This window comes from Rhizobium rhizogenes NBRC 13257 (assembly GCF_000696095.1).
Taxonomy (GTDB): domain Bacteria; phylum Pseudomonadota; class Alphaproteobacteria; order Rhizobiales; family Rhizobiaceae; genus Rhizobium; species Rhizobium rhizogenes.
The window spans coordinates 167,306-185,594 of record NZ_BAYX01000003.1 but is presented as its reverse complement, the minus strand read 5'-3'; the positions used below and the strand labels follow the sequence as shown (position 1 = coordinate 185,594).

Here is an 18,289-nt window from a genome sequence, read left to right as displayed (position 1 = left end):
ATCATGAGCATATTTCTGCCGCGCCCTCATCTCTGTAGCCGTATTGCCGGTGAAACCGCGGGCGTGATCCTCCTGCGCGCGCCCGCCGGTGCCGGAAAAACAGTCTTGTTGAGCATGGTTGCGGAGATGCTGGGCAAGCACGTCTGCACATTACAGCAGCCCCGGCTGGATGACGTCGAGGACGGTCGGCTTTTCTGGGATGTGCCGGTCTCCACGCGATCGGCACGGCTTTCCGCTCAGGTTCTGGACGCTGCCCAATCCGTCGTGATCGCATGCCGTCCGGATCAGCGCATCAGTGGATTGGCGCGGCAGATCCTCTACCGCCGCTCCGCAACATTCGGTGCGACCGACCTGACTTTAGCCGAGGACGAATTGCGCGCGCTGCCTTCAGAGCAGGCGAGCCTCATGCGCGACGGATATGCGGGTTGGCCCGCCTTTCTGCCTCTGGCATCCGCCTCAAATGAAAGACTGTGTATCGACTACCTGCGAGAGACCTTTCTCAGCCACCTATCCCCCGGGCAGACGACCGCCCTATCGATCTGGCTTGAGGCCCCTTTGCCCACCCCGACCGGGGACTGGACCGAGATGCTGCCGCCGTTTCTGACGGCGAACCCGGAAAGACATCCGGACCTTTTGCGGCTTCTTACCATCGCCGTGCACGAACGCCTGGCGACATTCGAGACCCAGGGAGCGGTGACAGAGATCGCATCGGCATATGAGCGGGCGGGACGATCGCTTGCGGCCATGGCGCTCCTCATCGACCACGGGCGCGAGGCCCACGCGGCGCAGATCCTCGAACGCGCTCACGGCCGGGACCTGATCTACCGCAGCAGCCTCAACAGGTTTCAGGACATTGTCCTGCGCTTCTCACAGGAGATGATCGCAACCAACGAGACGGTGCTCTTCGCCGTCACGCGCACGCTTCTGAAACAAGGCGAGTTGCAACGCGTGCGCCATCTGTTGAGCCGGCATCTCGGCTCTGATTATATGGACCCCTTGAAGGTTCTGGCACGCGGATCACGATTTTCCTTCGCCGCCCGGACATTCAGGCTCAATCTGATGATTACCGAGGACCTGACGCCGAGCGATGTGATGATCAGCCGTCTTGGTGAATTCATGGCGGATTATCCGATGGGCGACCACAGCAAATGGGCGGCATATTACAATGCGCTTCTCGAGTTCGAGATCCGCCGCCGCAACTTCCGCGAGGCCGAGGCCGCAGCCGCCCGCGCCCTGATCTATCTGCGCCAACCAAGTGGGCAGCCGCTGCTCGAATTCTTCATTCATCTGCATCAGATCGTGCTGCGCCTGATGAGCGGCGACGCATTGTTCGCCAGGCAAGCCGCACGGGAAGCGCGGAGCAAGCTGGAACAGGTTCCACATGAAGCGGAAGCGGAATTCCGTATGCTGCGTCTGGCGGAAGCCTGCGTCGCCTATGAAGCAGGGCGCCCGCGCGACCTTCTGGATTTTGTCCAGACGGAATTCGAACAGTTCGCCGTCGCGGAGATATGGCCGAGCCTGATGCAATTTGCACTTCACTACGCCTCGCAGGTTCTCGCCGATCACTTCCCGATGGCGATCCGGCCGGGCTTCTTGGACGGGCTATGGATCCATCTGTCGGAGGGGCTGCAGTTTCACGCGATGATGGAGATCCGCACCGCCATCGCCTATCAGAACGTCAATCGCTGGGGCGATGCAGCGGCCACGCTTTCAGCCGTACGCATGCGGATCGGGCGCAACTGGGTCGAAAGCGCGACCGAGGAACTGACACGCCTGAGCCGGCGCGATGAGATTTCCTATGCCATGGCGTGGTTACGTGACGCCGTGCGCCTCTCAACACCCCGCGCCTATCTCTCGCGCCAGATCGACGCTCTTATCGCCAACCCGCAGGTTACGAACCGGGAAAAAGTGGCGCTACAGCTGTGGCGGAGTTACGCCGCCCACCAGCGCCGCGACAACGCCGCGGCGCGCGCGCATATCCTGTCTGCGCTCGAAAGTGCCACCCGGCTTGGATGCAACGGCGTATTGTCCGAGGAGCGGATCTTCCTGGCGCCTCTTTTGAAAAACCGGCGCATCCGAAGCTTCATCGAAACCTCCTCCGATGTCCGAACCGCACTTTCGATCTTCTCTGCCTCGGTGAATTCACCACAGGCCCGCGCATTGCAGGGCGGCCTGTCGCAGCGCGAGGCGCAGATGCTGCAACTGATCGCGGGTGGACTGTCGAACAAACGCATCGCCCAAACGCTCAACATTTCCGAGGTGACGGTGAAATTCCATCTCGGCAATCTTTTCAGAAAGCTGGGGTGCAACCGTCGCGCCGAAGCGCTTCGCGCTGCGACCGCTCTTGGCTGGCTTTAAGGTTCTTGGCTATCCGCCGATCACCGTGCCGTGTATCCGCCGTCAACCATCAGAATCTGACCGGTAACAAATGAGCTCGCGGAAACGGAGAGATAGACGATCGCATCCGCAATCTCTTCGGGCTCGGCCCATCGTCCAAGCGGATGCGCCGATTTGATATCCGCTTCGCCGGCGGCTGGATCCTCCAGACCTTGCAGATATTTCGTCAGGAACGGGGTGTTGATCGAGCCGGGACCGACGGCATTGATCCTGATGCCTGCGGAGGCATAGTCGACAGCCATTTGCCGAACCAGCTGCAGCAGGGCACCCTTGCTGGCGCAATAGGCTGCCTGCGAGGGAAGTCCTACGACGCTGGAAATTGATCCGGTCGCGACGATCGTCCCGGCGCGACGCTCCATCATCGATGGCAGGGCTCGCTTGGCCATCAGAAAGAAGGATTTGGCGTTTGCGTTCATGACGCTGTCCCACTCGTCCTCGGAGGTTTCGTGGACGGACTTCGAAATGATGAAACCTGCATTGCTGACAAGGCCGTCGACAGGCCCCAGTTTGCTTTCCGCAAATTCATAAATGGCGTTCACATGATCCGATTTCGTGACATCGCCAACGATCGAAACCACTTTGCCCGCGCAGCTTGCGGCGAGCTCCAGAACGCTGGGCGTCAGATCCGTTGCACAGACGCGCGCGCCCATAGCCGCAAGCTTACCAACGACTGAGCGGCCCACACCGCCGGCAGCGCCCGAGACGATGATTGTCCTACCAACTAGATCTAACGACATGATGCCTCCATCTCCCACTTAGATGCCTATGCTTTGCCACGGCCAGTCGCCGCGGATCGAAGCTACCATATTGCAGATCATCTACAATTTATCAATCCCACTCTTGTCACCTCGAGCAAACTGGCAATCGGAAAAATGACGATTGACAGATTGTAGATAATCCGCAATCATCCAGCCATCGAAATGGAGATGGCTTTGATGAGCGACCAGCACGAAGAGAATTTCCGGCAATCCTTGCGGCGTCTCGCAGCAACGGTCTGCGTCATTTCATGCCGGCACGAAGGCGTTCGTTTTGGCATCACGGTGACGTCGGTCACCTCGCTGTGCTTCAAGCCGCTGTCGATCTTGGCGTGCATCAACAACGGCACGTCGATCATCCATCCGCTGCTTGCGGAGGGCCGGTATTGCATCAACGTTCTGCAAAAATCGCAGGTCGAAATCTCGAAGCGCTTCAGCGGCGGCGTGCCGCCAAGCGAACGGTTTCTGGTCGGCGGCTGGGCGGAAGATGCCCAAGGTATTCCCTACCTGCCGGATGCCCAAGCCAACCTCTTTTGTGAGGTCGATCAGACCGTTGCCTATTCCACCCATCAAATCGTGATCGGGCGCGCCATCGCCGCAGGCTTTGCCGAGCGCGTCGATCCGTTGATTTACCAAAACGGCGGTTACGTGGCGTGTGCGCCATTGCTGCTGAATGACGCCGCTTAGGCGCTACAGATAGCCAGGAGAATTGTAATGCAGCTCGGTCTGTTCAACTTGATGACGTTGCGGGATCATCCCGATGGCGCACTCGGCGTCATGCGTGACACCAGAAAAATGGTCGAAACCGCCGAAGAGCTCGATTTCGACATTGCGTGGTTCGCCGAACATCATTTCGCAAACTATTCGAGCTCCCCCTCGCCCTTGATGATGTGCTCCTACGCCGCGGGCTGGACAAAGAAGATCAAGCTCGGGCCTGGCGTCATCGTTCTTCCGCTCTACAACCCGCTCAGGGTTGCCCAGGAGATCGCCGTCGCGGATACGCAATCAGGCGGGCGTTTGGTGATCGGCATGGGAACCGGATACCAGCAATACGAATTCGACCGCTACAGTGTCGTCCTCGACGACAAGGTCGATATCTTTCTCGAATATTGGGACATTATCGAGCAGGCCCTCGTCAACGGAACGGTGGAATACAACGGCAAATTCATCTCGGTTCCCAAGACATCCTTTGCGATCAAGACCGAACAAAAGCCATTACCGTCGATCTTCGTGACGTCCTCCCATCCCAAGCTTCTCAGCCGCTTCAAGAAATGGGGCGCCACCCCTTTCATCGCCGCAAGCACGCTTGGATCGCCGGCTCTCTACAAGATGGGCGACGGGCTGAACAAGGCCTGGGAATCAATCGGGGACGATCCTGCGACAAAGCCTCTGGCCATCATGCAGTATGTCAACATCACCGACAGTCGAGCCGAAGCGCTGGAGGCCGGTGAGCGTGCCCGTTACGTCGGGCGCATGGCACATTTTCTGCGCCAGCCGGAGCTGCCGTTGGATCAAGCCGGATTTATCCGCAACGAGCCCTATCCCGGCGAATTCACGCTTGAGCAATATGCCGACAACATGGTCGTCGGTGATCCGCACACGGTCGCCGAGAAAATCGTCGACAACATCAAGCGCCTCAATCCGTCCAACTACACCTGCAACTTTTCCTTTGGCTGCATGCCGTTGGAACGGGCGCAAAAGTCGATCTACCGCTTCAAGAAGGAAGTTCTTCCGCTGGTCGAGCAAGCGGTCGGCCCGATCGCGAACATCGGTGCTCAAGAAATAGCTCAACGCAAAGCCGGTTGAGCTCGGGGGAATCGGCCCTCAAAGGGAGTGGGCCGGAGGCTTATAAAAGTCGAAAACTAAGCAGCTAATATACAATATCAAAAGGGGAATGACATGAAGAACACCATACTCAAGACTGCAATGATTGCTACGGCTTTCAGCCTGACGCTGTCGGCACATTCCTACGCACAGTCCGCGCTCGACACGATTGTTCAGAGCAAGAAACTGCGCTGCGGCATTATGTTGGACAGCCCTCCCGCCGGCTTTCGCAATACGAATAACGAGCCGGAGGGCTTCGACGTGGTCTATTGCAAGGACATGGCCGCAGCTCTCGGAGCGGAGCCTGAGATCGTCGAAACTCCCTCGCCGGATCGCATTCCAGCGCTGGTATCCAATCGTATCGACGTGTTGATTGCATCGACGACGCCGACGCCGAAGCGCGCGCTGACCGTCGCTTTCACGCAGCCTTACATGAACAACACGATGGGCGTGGTCACGCGCAAGGACACCGGCATCAAGGCCTATGCGGATCTGAGCAGCAAGAAGCTCGGCGGCGTGGTGGGCAGCACGCCCGAGCAGTTGCTGAATAAAGAGCTGGCAAATGGCTGGAAGGACAAAGGCGCTACCTACACCGGCTATTCGACCGATGCTGAAGCGTATCTTGCCTTGCAACAGGGCAAGGTCGACGCCATCCTCGTTTCCTTCGGCGTCTTCAACGCTCTTGCGCAGAGCGGGCAGTTCCCCGAGTTCGTCATCGCCGGAGAAGCGCCGCTTTCCGACATGGTCTCCATCGCTGTGCGCCGCGATGACCAGCAGATGCTGAACTGGGCTAAAATGTTCGTCTGGCAGCAGGGCGTCAGCGGGCGCTTCGCTGAAGTATACAAGCAGTATTTCGGCAATGGGCCGGTGCCGTCGCTGCATGCTGACGGCGTCGATTTCTAGTTCAACCGAACCTCCATTGGCAGGCGACCCCTGCCAATGGATATTGGGACACTGCCATGCTTGGTTATCAATTCTACTGGTCCATCGTTTGGGATGCTTTGCCGCAGCTCCTGGCCGCCGCCTGGGTGACCGTTCAGATCACCATACTGTCGTTCGTCATCGGAACACTGATCGCGATGCCGATGGCGGTCGCACGTCAAAGGGAAACGGGCCTCGGCTATCGACTAGCAACGGCGTGGGTTGAGCTCTCCCGCAACACGCCAGTGCTCTTCCAGGTCTTCATGATCTATTTCGGCCTCGGCGCGCTCGGCATCAACATATCGAGCTACATCTCGGTGCTGGCGGCGATCTCGTTCAACAATGCCGGTTATCTCGCCGAGATATTCCGGGGCGGCATTGCGGCGATCCCGCGCCAGCAATTTTCCGCCGCCCGGTCACTCGGAATGACCAGCTTCCAGAGCTTCATGCATGTCGTCTTCCCGCAGGTCTTCCAGGTCATTTTCCTCGCCTTCGTCACCCAGGGTATCTGGGGAATGCTCAACACATCGCTCGGCATGCTCGTTGGCCTGCGGGAACTGGCGGGGGCGGCCCAATATGCGCAATCCGTGTCGTTCCGCACATTCGAATTCTTCATCGTGACGGCCGGATTTTACTACGTCATCGCAAAGGCTCTGCAACTTTCGGCGCATCTCGTTTTCAAGCTCATGTACGGGAGGACCTGATGCAGTTTCAATTTGCAAATCAGGGCTTGCATTGGTCCGACGCCTACTTCCTGCTGCTGGGCGCCATCAACACCATCAAGATCGCCGTCGCGGCGGGTCTGCTCGGCACAGTCCTTGGTATCGTCCTTGGATGGTTGCGGTCGATCTCGCTCGTCATCCGCCTGCTGACGACGCCGATCATCGACATTCTTCGCAGCGTGCCGATGGTCATTCAGCTGATCCTGGCCAATAGCATCCTGTCGCTCATGGGCTTCAGCGCCTCGCCATTCTGGTTCGGCACCATCGCACTCGGCGCCTGGATGGCAGCCGTTACGGCCGAAGTCGCGCGCGACGCCCTGCGATCCGTGCCGTTTCAATACCGCCGGGGCGCTCGCTCCCTGGGGATGAACTACTTCCAGGAGCTCTTCCATATCTCGGCACCCCTTGGTTTTCGTGCCGGGCTTCCGTCCTGGATCGGCCTGGTCCTGAGCCTGATCAAGGATAGCTCGCTGGCAGGGGTCATCGGCTATCTGGAATTCACCCGCAGCGCCCAGATGCTCATGACCCGAACCCACGAAACCTGGCTCATGCTGCTGGGGACCGGGCTATTCTATTTCCTCATTTGCTATCCGGTTTCCAAGTACAGTCGCCAACTTGAAAGAAGGGTCCTCGTATGATCGAGATCAAAAATGTCCGCAAGATCTTCGGTCCGTTGACGGTTCTCAAGGGCATCAACCTGACGGTCGAAAAGGGCGAGCTTCTTTGCCTGATCGGCGCAAGCGGCTCGGGGAAATCGACGCTCCTGCAATGCATCAACGGTCTGGAACCGATCCAGGGAGGTGAGATCATTGTCGACGGCATCAGTGTCCATGACCCGAAGACCAACATCAACACCTTGCGCCGGAAGCTCGGCATCGTCTTTCAACAATACAATGCCTTTCCGCATCTGACCGCCCTTGAAAACGTGGCGCTGGCCCCGCGCGTGGTCGCAAAACGCAGCCGCTCGGAGGCGCGCAAACTTGCCCAGAAACATCTCGAGCATGTCGGGCTCGGGGATAAAGCCGATGCGCTGCCATCAAGGCTTTCGGGCGGCCAGCAGCAGCGTCTGGCCATCGCAAGGGCACTGGCGATGGAGCCTTCCTACATGCTGTTTGACGAAGTCACCTCGGCTCTCGATCCGGAACTCGTCGGCGAGGTCCTTGAAACCATGCGGCTGCTGAAGTCGGAGGGAATGACCATGGTCGTCGTCACCCACGATATCGGCTTTGCGCGCGAATCCGCGGACCGAGTCGCCTTTCTGCACCAAGGCGAGGTTTGTGAACTCGGGACGGCAGCCCAGGTGATCGACAATCCCTCCCAAGAGCAGACCCAACGCTTCCTGAGGCGTGAGAACCGCATCTCGACTGACTGCGGCCGCAAAATATCGGCGGCTTAAGCACTTTCATGTAACGCAACGTTAGAATTTGATCGGATTTGCACGATGATTTCATTTGATCTTAAAGGCCGCACCGCGCTCGTAACGGGTGGCGCATCCGGGATCGGCTTTGAGACCGCACGGATGTTAAGCCGAGGTGGCGCCCGCGTGGCGATCAACTATCTTCCGGATGACCCCCGCGGCGAAGAAGCGCTCGCGGCATTGCGCAAGGAAGGCTATGATCCCGTTGCCGCTCCGGGTGATGTCGGCGATGCCGACAAGGCCGAAGCGATGGTCAAGAAGGCGATCAGCGATCTCGGGCATCTCGATCTGCTGGTCAACAATGCAGGCACCCCTGGCGTCAAGCTTCCCGTGCCGATCCAGGATCTCGAGTCGATCACCGAGGAGCTGTGGGCCAACCTGTTGAACGTCAATCTGATGAGTGTCTTTCGCTGCTCCAAGGCTGCCGCATCTGCCTTGAAGGAAAGCAAGGGCGCTATCGTCAACACGGCCTCGATCGCCGGCTTCGGTTCGGTGGCAAGCACCATCGCCTATAGCGGATCCAAGGCCGCCGTTATCAATCTGACGAAAAACCTGGCGCGGTCGCTCGCCCCGGATGTCCGCGTCAACGCCGTGGCGCCGGGATCGGTGGACAGTTCCTGGGCGATCGAGTGGTCGAAAGAGCGGCATGATGGCACAATCGCTGCAACACCGCTGAAGAAGCTCTGCACCCCGGATGAAGTCGCGGAACTGATCGTCTACCTCGGTTTCGCGGGCCGCATGATAACCGGCCATACCGTCGTGATCGACGGCGGAATCTCCATCTAACTTTCTATCGGGCTTGCCGCAGGCCCGCCAACACCTCTAGCTCCTAAACAGCGCATTTCCGCACCGGGAACCGTCAGCAATGCTGTGCGCTCCCGGCTCGGATATGCACATCCCTATTCAAGGAAGAAACATGGTCAGCGAAATTGTCAAAGTGAAGTCGGGTAGCATCCTCGAGGACAAGGAGGGCTATTCGCGGATCGTCGCGCTCGACAACTGGATTTTCATGTCGCTCACAGCCGGGCGGGACTACAAGACCCGGGCCATGCCTGACACTGCCGTCGAACAGGCCAAGCAGGCGATGAAGAATGTCGAAGGCGCATTGGCGTCGGTCGGTGCCAGCCTTGCAGATGTCGTCCGTCGGCGGATCTTCATTCCACGCCAGGAAGATGTTGCGGACGTCATGGCCTTCATGGGCGAGACATTCAAAGGCATCGATCCTGCAAGCTGCGTAAGCTGCGGCCCTCTCGGCGGGCCTGAATATCTGTTCGAGATCGAGATCACCGCATATCGAGGTGCCGGAAACCTCCCCCAGAAGCACCTTGTCATTTCGCTCTAGCAGGGCTTTGAAACATCAGGATTACGTTTGTATATAATCGACAAGTTGATGACGTTATAATACATAGCCTCATGACAATGAGGAGAGCGAATCTTGGCTAAATCGGACGGTTCTGCGAACGTGCTGGCGGCGATGACCATCATGGAAAGTGCGGAGTTCGCCGCAGAACAGATCAGAAAAGCAATCATCGCCGGGGCCTTGAAGCCCGGCGATCGTCTGGTCGAGCAACAGCTTACCGACATGATCAATGTGTCGCGTCATCCGGTCAGGGAGGCCTTGCGGCTGCTAGCCCGCGAAGGCTTTGTCGAGCTTCGGCGAAATCGCGGCGCGGTGGTCAGCGCCCTGGATGCCGCCAGCGTCGTCGAGGTTTACGATATCCGGATGGCGCTCGGAAAAATTGCCCTCACCTATCTCCTGTCGGAAGAAGGGCGCCTACAGCTAGATGACCTCAAGCGAATCGAGAAGCTGGCTAACAATGCCGTCAAATTCGCTGATTTGAAGGATCAGTCCGATACCGTCAGCAACGACCTGGAGTTTCAGCAGGCGATTATCGACGCGACGGGATTGCAACGCACCATTCGCTATTTTTCCGAGCTGACCGGCGATGTGCGGCGCTTCAACAATTTGCTTGGTATCGTTTACACAGACCGTCGCGGCGATGCCGAAAAATATGTTGTCTCGCTTTATGAGGCAATCAGGGATCGCAACCTTCCTCTAGCCGAAAGCGTCTGGGACGCGAAATTCAGGAAGGCGATGGAGCGCTACCTTTCGCTTATCACCAACAGCCCGTCGGATGGCGCGAGCAAACAGGCTTAAATCTCAACGGCATTTCGTCAACGAGCGAGCAAGGTGCGCGCAGGGATAATCGCACAGGCGCGTTTAGCGCAAACGCGGCGAGCCGACGTGGGCAACATCCGAGAGCTTCATCTTCGTCTTCGAAACAACTCGCCTCTGCCTTCAAGGCTTGATTCCATCCCGGCCAGGCGCAGCATGTGCCATGCGAGCGCGTGATTGCTCGATGTTACCGGCTTGCCGAGCGTCTTCTCCACAGCCTCGACAATTCGAGCAACACGCAGGCTGGTACAGGATACGAAGACTGCGTCGCATTCGTCGGAGGCGCCAATATCGAGAATGGCGCGCTCAATCGATTCCGGCGTGATGCGCGCAACGATATTGTCATCAGCCTCGTTGAACGAACCCATGACCGGTATTTCCATCCCCCGCGCCATCAGCGAGGTACGCAGCGAATGGTTGATGGCGGGAAGATATGGTGTCAGGAGCGCGATGCGGGAGGCGCCAAGCGCCTTGAACGCTGCGCGAGCTGCGGTGACGGGATCCGTCACCTGAACGCCGGGAAGAACCTCATGCACACGCTCGGCGATCCGGCCTTCGCCGATGACCAGAGCGCCGGACGTGCAGGCAAAGCCGATGACATCAAATTCGACGTCTGGAAGCAGGCCGACCGTTCCGGGGATTTCATCCGACATCTTGATCAGATTTTCAGGGGTAATTTGCACGTCGCTATAGAGCCGTGCACCATAGAGGGCGACGTCGCGAGGCGGCAGAGCAAAGCGAAACTCGTCCTCGATCGTCTGGTCTGTTCGCAGAACGAGCAGGCCAAGGTTCGCATGGGTCCCGATCCCGTCATCGGTGGCAAAATCGATATGTTCCTTGTTGAGGACGAGGGCGTCTGAGATTTCAGCTGCGTTTGCCGACATGGGTATCTCCCGTTTCGTGGTGTTTTCGTTGAATTGTGATCTGTTAGTGAGGGGCGTCGCCACCGAGATAGAGCGATCGCATGGCGGGGTCAGCGAGCAGATCCGCCGCGTTGCCATGCAGCGCGACATTACCGAGCGATAGCACATAGGCCGTGTCGGAAATGTGCAGTGCTTCGAAGGCATTCTGCTCGACCATCAGAATGCAGATCCCGTCGCGGGTGCGGATGGTTCTGATGACCTCGAAAACCTCGTGCATCATTCGCGGCGACAGTCCTGCAGAGGGTTCGTCGAGCAACAGGATACTGGGGTTGGCAATCAGGGCTCTCGCCAAGGACAGTAACTGCCGCTCGCCGCCCGACAAGGCCGAGGCGCGCTTGTTTTTCTTGGCGGCAAGGGAGGGATACTGGACCATCAGCTCGTCGAAGCGATGGCTCCTGTCAGCCTTTTGCATCTGGCGTGCGCCAAGCAATATATTCTCGGAGACGGATAGGGTCGCAAACACATTGTCGGTCTGAGGAACAAAGCCGACGCGGTGATGGCGGATCTTGTCGTGGGTTGGCAGGTGGGTGACGATTTCGCCCGACATTTTCACCTGGCCCGCGCGCGGACGAACAAAGCCCGCAACGCATTTGAGGAGCGTCGACTTTCCGCAGCCGTTCGGGCCGAGGATCGTGACGATGCGCTGGGGGTCGGCGCGAAGGCTGATGCCGTTCAGAATATCCGGGCCGTCGCCGTAGCCGGCCCTGATGTTGTCGACCTCAATCATGCATAGGCCCTCTTGTCGCGGGCGCCGCCGAGATAGGCTTCGACGACACTGGAGTTGAGCGTGAGGTCGGCAGGCGCGCAGTCTGCGATGACCTTGCCACGATCAAGGACCACGCAGCGGCCGCAGAGTTCGCGGATGAAGTGCATGTCGTGCTCGATGACTAGCAGTGTTACGCCTTGGGCGTTGACCCTGCGGAGCAGTTGCACCATGTGCTGACGTAATGACGGGTGCACGCCCGCGGTCGGCTCATCCAGGCAAATGAGCCTTGGGTTCGTGCGCAGGGCGAGCGCGATAGACAGAAGCTTCTTCTGGCCACCCGACAAGGATCCGGCCGGCAGATCGCGAACGTGATCCAGTGCGAGTTCGCTGAGCAATCTTTCGACGTCGCGGGTATCGAAGCAGCTCCTTTTAAAAAGGCTGCGAAAACCCGATCCGTCCGCCTTGCCGGCCTGCAGCACGTCCGCAACTGTCATTCGTCGCGGCATGGACGGCAGCTGGAATGTCCGCACCAGACCCTTGCGCGCGATCCTATCGACCGCTGTCGAGGTTATCTCCTCGCCTGCGAAGATTACAGAACCGGCGCTGGCTCTAGAAAAGCCCGAGATCACGTTGAGCAAGGTGCTTTTTCCGCAACCGTTCGGTCCAAGAAGGCCAACAACTTCGCCTGCTGTCACCTTGATATCGATGCCTTTCAGAACCTGGTTCTCGCCGAATGATTTCGAAACATCTGCAATATGGAGAAGGTTCTCAGGCAAGTTTCGGCCCTCCGATCCTTTCGGGAACGAGGCCGGACTGGCGCCACAGCATGAAGGCGATCAGCCCACCGCCGATCATGACAAGGCGTGCCGCCGCGACGAATTCCGTCGGCAGGCCGACGAGGTCCTTGAAGAAGGGAATGAAGGAGAAAATGAACTGAAGGAGACATGCGCCGACAATCGCACCGCGATGATTTCCAATGCCACCGATGATGACCATCGCCCAAATCAGAAATGTCTCAGAACTCACAAGCTGTTCGGGTGCCACGAACGAGATGTAGTGGGCAAAGACGAAGCCGGCGCTGGCGGCCACCAGTCCCGACAGGATCATGCATTCGCGTCGCAGCGCCGCCACATTGTAGCCGAGCGAGAGGGCCAACTGCGGCTCCTCTCTGCTCATTTTCAGGCCGAGGCCATATCGTCCATCGGTAAGCCATCGGCACAGAATGTACGCGGCAGTGAGAAGTGCGGTGCACGAACACAGAATTGCAACCTGCTGCATTCGGCCGGCGAGGCTCGGAAATAGTGGCGACACCGCGCTGATCCCCTGGGCACCGCCGGTGAACCATCCTTCGTTGTTGACGATGATGCGGATGACCTCGGCGAGCGCGAGTGTCGCCATGCCCCAATAGTCCTCCTGGAGGTTGCGCCCGATTGCCGCGAAAGCCCACCCGACGAAGACTGCGAAAGCTGCCGCGATGACAATCCCCGATGCGAAGCCGAGGTCGTATTTATAGGCGATCCCAGCGCCATAGGTGCCGCAGCCGAAGAGCGCGACCTGGCCGAAATTCATCAGGCCGCCGAAACCTGACTGCAGATTGAGGCTGAGCGCCACCAGACTGTAGAGGCAGGCAAGGATCGTGACATGGATCAGGAAATCAAACACGCTTCACCTCGCTGACAAAGAGGCCGCGCGGCCGCCAGATCAATGTGACCACCAGGAGGACGAAAGATCCTGCCGTGGCATAGGCGGCGGGCATGAAGAGCAGGTCTCGCCCGAAGGCAGTACCGAAATTGATACCGGTGATAAGCGTCTCCGCCAACGCGATGACGACGGCTCCGGCGGCAGCTCCGAGCGGATTGCCCAAGCCACCAAGAATTGCTGCGGAAAATACCGGTAGCAGAAGATCGAGACCTGTTTGAATGTTGATCTCGCCCTTCAGGGTCAGGCAGATGCCGCCAAGAGCGGCCAGCATGCCGCTGATCAGAACAACGGCATTTCTGGTACGCCGCGTGTCGATCCCGGTTGCCTCGGCAAGAAGCCCGTTGGTGGCGGTCGCCCGCATACATCGTCCAAGGTCCGTGCGAAAAAGCAAAAGGGCAAAGCAGAGGATCGCGCCCGTCGTGATCGAAAGCGAGGCAAGCTGGTTCTCCGTCATGCGGGCACCGAGAACCCGGAATGGGCGCGTGATCGGAAGGCTGAAGCGCGTCGGGTTTGGACCGATGGCCAGCAGGAATACCGCCGATACAAGCATGCTGACGGCAAGCGATCCGATCATCGCGGTCGACGAACTGATCTTCAGCATGCGATTGAAGAGAAGCTCGTTGAGGGCGACGGCGGCAACGCCGACACAGAGGACGGCAATGATGGCAGCAACGACGATCGGGATCCCGCTCCTTTGCAGAACCAGGGCGATAAAGGCGCCCGAGGCGGCGTACTGTGCCACCGCAATGTTCGGAAATTTCATCAGGGAGTAGATCGCGCTCATTCCAACCGCGATCAGAACCAGGTCGCTCGCCCGCAACAGGACATCGACGACAAATTGAACCATGTGCTTGACCCCTGTCACGTTTGCAAAAGTAGAAGGTCGGATGCGGCGGCCGCGCAATCGATCGGCCGCTGCATCGCTTCAAATCAGTTGGTGACGGGTTTGCCTGCTGCGATCTTGAGCTTCAGGTAAGGTTGAGCGGAACGCTGGTTGTGGTCGTCGAAGGTGATCGGGCCGGTGACGCCTTGATAATTCTTGCCGATCTCGGCCAGCGCGACATTGATTTTGGCTGGTTCTGTGGACTTCGCTTTGTCGATTGCCGCGGCCACCATCATGACGCCGTCATAGGCAAAACCGTTGTAGGTCGAGGTGAAGTCGCTTTTGAATGTCGCCTTGTAGGACTTCTGATAGTCCGCACCGCCGGTGCCGATATAGTTCAGGTCCATGCCGATCTGGCCCTCGACATATTGCGGATCGCTGTCGGCGGTGCACATCGTCAGGTAAAGCGCATACCAGGGCGTCTCATTGAGGCCGAGCTCGAAGGACTCGCGGTTGATGGTCGCCGACTCCTTGCCGTAGGCCGAATAGACATAGACATCGGGCTTGCTCTTTTCGAGCTGCTGAAGCTCAGGCCGGTACGTGGTCTGACCTTCGGTGTAGAGGATCGAGGACGTTACCGTTCCGCCGAGCGCCTTGAACTTGGTGGAGAAGGCATCAACGATGCCTTGGCCGTAGGCGTTGTTCGGCGCAATGATCGCAACCTTCTTCGCGCCGGACTTGATGACGTCGTCGGCTCCGAAGGCTCCCGACACGTTGTCGAGACCGATGACGCTGAACGAACCCTTGCCCAGGTCGCGGATCTTGATGCTGGAGCTGCCGATGTTGATATGCGTGCGGCCCTGTTGCAGAAGATAGTCGGCGACCGGGATGGTGATGCCTGACGAGAATTCACCAAGGACGACGGGCACGTTGTCGACGGTGACCAGCTTCTTCGCAGCAGTCAGCGCAGTGACGGCGTTGCCAGCCGAATCCTCGGTGACGATCTTCAAGGGTTGCCCCATGACACCGCCCGCCGCATTGATCTTGTCGACCGCAAGCTCCATGCCGCGGCGCTGATCCTCACCCTGCGTTGCGCTTGCGCCCGACAGAGGAAGAATGGCGCCGATCACAATATCCTGCGCGGCGGCTGGCCCCGCCAGCGCGGCCAGGACAACAACAAAACTCAGCAGTTTCTTCATTGCAATTCCCCATTTTTGTTACAGCCTCTTAATTGTCGACAATACAAACGACAATAATGATAACTGTCAAGTGCGGCTGAGTATTTTTTATGCATGCCTATAATTTGCTCGTATCGCTTGAGAAAGTGTGAAAAATCATCGATTTTAGAGAATTCAGCTCTTTAAAGTCGAGTGCGATTGCACGCCGGCCACTTTTTTGACAGAGAGTAGCATTGACAAATCGGCGAGCTTCTTCGTAATTGTCGGCAATATAAACGACAGACGCAGAGGCGAAAATGAGAGCTTTGATATTAGGCGGTGGCGTCGCCGGCATCAGTGCGGCCTATCAACTTCAGCAGGATGGCTACGACGTCACGGTACTGGAGAGGGCCGAGAGGGTGGCCGAGGGCGCAAGCTTTGGAAATGCGGGAATGATCGCGCCTGGCCATTCCTTCGTCTGGTCGTCGCCGAAGGCCCCGATGACCCTGCTGAAATCGCTCTACCTCAAGGATCAGGCGCTACGCTTCAAACTGTCGGCCGATCCGCATCTCTGGGTCTGGTCGTGGAAGTTTCTGATGCAGTGCACGGCGGAAAAGGCGCGGCGCAATACGCTGCTCAAGCATCGCCTTGCCGTCCACTCCCAGGCCGTACTTCAGTCGGTGGTGGCGAAAGAAGGCATTGAGTACGATCGCACCTCGAGCGGTATCCTCTATTTCCATCGTAGTCAGTCCGCCTTGGATCAAGGTGTCAGGAACATGGAACTGCTGGCCTCCGACGGCCAAGACATCCGTGTGATCGATGGGGATGAAATCGAGCGGCGAGAGCCGGCGCTGGCATCGTCGCGGGGAAAGATTGCCGGCGGCATCCTGTGCCCCAGCGACGAGACGGGCGATTCGGCGAAGTTCACCCGCGCCCTTGCCGGCTTGGTGCAGACTCGCGGCGGTAAAATTCTGACCGGCACGACGATCACCGCCATTGAGAAGGCCGGCGATGCCATCACGCGCGTATTGACGGACAGGGGCGACTACAAAGCGGACATCTATGTGCTGTGTCTTGGGTCCGAAAGTCCGATTCTTGCACGCAGCATCGGGCTTGATCTGCCGATCTATCCGATCAAGGGATATTCGTTGACCATTCCGATCACAGACCCGGACCTTGCTCCCAAGCTGCCGGTTCTCGACGAGCACAATCTTGTCGGGATCACGCCGATGGGAGACCGTATTCGCGTGACGGCGACCGCTGAATTTGCCGGCTACGACCGAAGCCACAAGCCTTCGGATTTCGCCTTCATGAAGAAGGTCACCCAGGAGCTCTTTCCCAAGGGCATCGCCTATGACCGGGCCGAGATGTGGGCCGGTTTGCGGCCGATGACACCCGACAATTTGCCTGTTCTCGGGCGGCGCATATTCAAGAATCTCTGGCTGAATACGGGGCACGGCCATATCGGCTGGACGATGTCGCATGGTTCGGCCGCCATCATTGCCGATCTTGTCGCCGGCCGGCCGGCCCCCATTCCGCTCGACGGAATCATCGAGGCTGAGCACCGTGCACCGCTGCAGCTCTCCGAAATCTCCTACCAGTTATAAAGGAAACGAACATGACCGCTATTCAACGCATTGGCACCGCGCAACGGATGTCTCAGGCCGTCGCCTATGGAAACATGGTCTTTCTCGCCGGACAGGTGGCGCTGCGTGCACCCGGCGCGTCCGTGAGCGAACAGACCAGGGATATTCTGGCAAAGGCCGACGAATTGCTGGCTGAAGCCGGCACCGACAAGACGAAGCTTTTGTCCGCATCGATCTGGCTTTCAGACATCGCCACCTTCGGTGAAATGAACGAAATCTGGGACGCATGGGTCGCCCCCGGCGGAGCGCCAGCACGCGCCTGCGTCGAATCCAAGCTTGCCGCTCCCCAGTTCACGGTCGAGATTTCCGTGATCGCCGCCATCTGACCAAATGCGGTGTGTCGCAGAATGATGCACCGCCCCATCCTGTTGACTTTAAAGGATTGCTTGGCCCAATGATCCAACACGAAAAGCATATCGATCAGGAGGAGCATTCCGTGTTGGAAGCCAAGGCGATCAAGACCGGGCCGCGGATCTATGAGGAGATCCGGCGCATGGCGATGGAGTACCGCTTCAAGCCGAACGAACGCATCAACGAGGTCGAACTTGCCGCGCGCCTGAATGTCAGCCGCAGCCCCATTCGCGAAGCCTTGCAGCGTCTTGTCACGGAAGGCCTGATCACGTTCCAGCCGAACCGCGGCTTCTTTTGCCGGGGCTTCGATGTCGACGAGGTCGTCAATCTTTCGGATGTGCGATGCCTGCTGGAAGAGCGCGCCGTAGTTCTTGCGATCAAGCGGGCCAGCGATGAGGAACTCAGGGCTCTTGTGGATTGGTGGCGGGCAACGGCCGCCCGCGCAGACGCGCTTTCCAGCGCGGATCTGACAAGCAAGGACGAGGAATTCCACATGCGTATCGCGAAGATGTCCGGCAACCCGGAGCTTGCGCGGATGATCGAGGGGATCAACACGCGCATCCATTTTGTCCGACAAATCGAAGTGGAGAAACACCGGAGACTGTCGACGACCTATACGGAGCATACCGACATCGCACGGGCGATGGCAGCCCGCGATGCGGATCGCGCCGCGCGCATCATGCGCGATCACATCAGCATCAGCGTCGCCGATGCCGTGTCCTCGGTCAAGGAAGGTCTCGCCCGAATATTCATGCGGGTGGATTGAGTAG

At 58.6% G+C, this 18,289-nt stretch carries 20 protein-coding genes; 13 read left to right on the top strand and 7 right to left on the bottom strand.

The window, feature by feature from the left end:
* Positions 1 to 3: 3 nt before the first annotated feature.
* A complete protein-coding gene (locus tag RRH01S_RS07775; protein WP_034522661.1) occupies positions 4 to 2,358 on the top strand; it encodes a helix-turn-helix transcriptional regulator in 2,355 nt (784 codons plus the stop codon).
* Positions 2,359 to 2,378: 20 nt separating this feature from the next.
* Here the strand turns inward: RRH01S_RS07775 and RRH01S_RS07770 are convergent, their stop codons facing one another.
* Positions 2,379 to 3,134: an SDR family NAD(P)-dependent oxidoreductase gene (locus RRH01S_RS07770; RefSeq protein WP_034522475.1), complete on the bottom strand. Its 756-nt coding sequence runs from the start codon at positions 3,132 to 3,134 to the stop codon at positions 2,379 to 2,381.
* Between the two features lie 198 nt (positions 3,135 to 3,332).
* Between RRH01S_RS07770 and RRH01S_RS07765 the strand changes: the two genes are divergently transcribed.
* The 9 genes from RRH01S_RS07765 to RRH01S_RS07725 all read left to right on the top strand — a co-directional run bounded on the left by RRH01S_RS07765 (position 3,333) and on the right by RRH01S_RS07725 (position 10,194).
* Positions 3,333 to 3,839, top strand: coding sequence for a flavin reductase family protein (locus RRH01S_RS07765; RefSeq protein ID WP_034522478.1), 507 nt, complete (start codon positions 3,333 to 3,335; stop codon positions 3,837 to 3,839).
* 27 nt (positions 3,840 to 3,866) lie between these two features.
* On the top strand, positions 3,867 to 4,958 hold the full coding sequence (locus RRH01S_RS07760; RefSeq protein WP_007689160.1) for an LLM class flavin-dependent oxidoreductase: 1,092 nt from the start codon (positions 3,867 to 3,869) through the stop codon (positions 4,956 to 4,958).
* A 93-nt stretch (positions 4,959 to 5,051) separates the two neighbouring features.
* Positions 5,052 to 5,879 (top strand): ABC transporter substrate-binding protein, encoded by an 828-nt coding sequence (locus RRH01S_RS07755; protein ID WP_007689159.1) that lies wholly within the window; start codon positions 5,052 to 5,054, stop codon positions 5,877 to 5,879.
* A gap of 56 nt (positions 5,880 to 5,935) precedes the next feature.
* On the top strand, positions 5,936 to 6,601 hold the full coding sequence (locus tag RRH01S_RS07750) for an amino acid ABC transporter permease (protein ID WP_042470731.1): 666 nt from the start codon (positions 5,936 to 5,938) through the stop codon (positions 6,599 to 6,601).
* A complete protein-coding gene (locus tag RRH01S_RS07745; RefSeq protein ID WP_007689157.1) occupies positions 6,601 to 7,257 on the top strand; it encodes an amino acid ABC transporter permease in 657 nt (218 codons plus the stop codon). The genes RRH01S_RS07750 and RRH01S_RS07745 overlap by 1 nt, the downstream gene beginning before the upstream one ends.
* A complete protein-coding gene (locus RRH01S_RS07740) occupies positions 7,254 to 8,015 on the top strand; it encodes an amino acid ABC transporter ATP-binding protein (RefSeq protein ID WP_034522482.1) in 762 nt (253 codons plus the stop codon). Before RRH01S_RS07745 ends, RRH01S_RS07740 begins: the two co-directional genes overlap by 4 nt.
* Before the next feature lie 45 nt (positions 8,016 to 8,060).
* On the top strand, positions 8,061 to 8,822 hold the full coding sequence (locus RRH01S_RS07735; RefSeq protein ID WP_034522484.1) for an SDR family NAD(P)-dependent oxidoreductase: 762 nt from the start codon (positions 8,061 to 8,063) through the stop codon (positions 8,820 to 8,822).
* A 130-nt stretch (positions 8,823 to 8,952) separates the two neighbouring features.
* Positions 8,953 to 9,378 (top strand): RidA family protein, encoded by a 426-nt coding sequence (locus RRH01S_RS07730; protein WP_034522486.1) that lies wholly within the window; start codon positions 8,953 to 8,955, stop codon positions 9,376 to 9,378.
* Between the two features lie 93 nt (positions 9,379 to 9,471).
* Complete coding sequence (locus RRH01S_RS07725) at positions 9,472 to 10,194, top strand: GntR family transcriptional regulator (protein ID WP_080705418.1); 723 nt, start codon at positions 9,472 to 9,474, stop codon at positions 10,192 to 10,194.
* Positions 10,195 to 10,301: 107 nt separating this feature from the next.
* Here the strand turns inward: RRH01S_RS07725 and RRH01S_RS07720 are convergent, their stop codons facing one another.
* The 6 genes from RRH01S_RS07720 to RRH01S_RS07695 form a co-directional block, all read right to left on the bottom strand.
* A complete protein-coding gene (locus RRH01S_RS07720; RefSeq protein WP_034522488.1) occupies positions 10,302 to 11,096 on the bottom strand; it encodes a maleate cis-trans isomerase family protein in 795 nt (264 codons plus the stop codon).
* 43 nt (positions 11,097 to 11,139) lie between these two features.
* Positions 11,140 to 11,862, bottom strand: coding sequence for an ABC transporter ATP-binding protein (locus RRH01S_RS07715; protein WP_034522490.1), 723 nt, complete (start codon positions 11,860 to 11,862; stop codon positions 11,140 to 11,142).
* Positions 11,859 to 12,617 (bottom strand): ABC transporter ATP-binding protein, encoded by a 759-nt coding sequence (locus RRH01S_RS07710; RefSeq protein ID WP_034522491.1) that lies wholly within the window; start codon positions 12,615 to 12,617, stop codon positions 11,859 to 11,861. Before RRH01S_RS07710 ends, RRH01S_RS07715 begins: the two co-directional genes overlap by 4 nt.
* Positions 12,610 to 13,503, bottom strand: coding sequence for a branched-chain amino acid ABC transporter permease (locus RRH01S_RS07705; protein ID WP_034522492.1), 894 nt, complete (start codon positions 13,501 to 13,503; stop codon positions 12,610 to 12,612). The genes RRH01S_RS07710 and RRH01S_RS07705 overlap by 8 nt, the downstream gene beginning before the upstream one ends.
* The gene (locus tag RRH01S_RS07700) at positions 13,496 to 14,389 is read right to left on the bottom strand and encodes a branched-chain amino acid ABC transporter permease (RefSeq protein ID WP_007689141.1); all 894 of its coding nucleotides are present in this window, start codon (positions 14,387 to 14,389) and stop codon (positions 13,496 to 13,498) included. The genes RRH01S_RS07705 and RRH01S_RS07700 overlap by 8 nt, the downstream gene beginning before the upstream one ends.
* 83 nt (positions 14,390 to 14,472) lie before the next feature.
* Positions 14,473 to 15,564: an ABC transporter substrate-binding protein gene (locus RRH01S_RS07695; RefSeq protein WP_007689139.1), complete on the bottom strand. Its 1,092-nt coding sequence runs from the start codon at positions 15,562 to 15,564 to the stop codon at positions 14,473 to 14,475.
* A gap of 275 nt (positions 15,565 to 15,839) precedes the next feature.
* Between RRH01S_RS07695 and RRH01S_RS07690 the strand changes: the two genes are divergently transcribed.
* The 3 genes from RRH01S_RS07690 (at position 15,840) to RRH01S_RS07680 (ending at position 18,285) form a co-directional block, all read left to right on the top strand.
* The gene (locus tag RRH01S_RS07690) at positions 15,840 to 17,129 is read left to right on the top strand and encodes a D-amino acid dehydrogenase (protein ID WP_034522493.1); all 1,290 of its coding nucleotides are present in this window, start codon (positions 15,840 to 15,842) and stop codon (positions 17,127 to 17,129) included.
* Positions 17,130 to 17,140: 11 nt separating this feature from the next.
* Positions 17,141 to 17,494 (top strand): RidA family protein, encoded by a 354-nt coding sequence (locus RRH01S_RS07685; RefSeq protein WP_007689131.1) that lies wholly within the window; start codon positions 17,141 to 17,143, stop codon positions 17,492 to 17,494.
* 68 nt (positions 17,495 to 17,562) lie between these two features.
* Positions 17,563 to 18,285 (top strand): GntR family transcriptional regulator, encoded by a 723-nt coding sequence (locus RRH01S_RS07680; RefSeq protein ID WP_051696906.1) that lies wholly within the window; start codon positions 17,563 to 17,565, stop codon positions 18,283 to 18,285.
* Positions 18,286 to 18,289 lie beyond the last annotated feature (4 nt).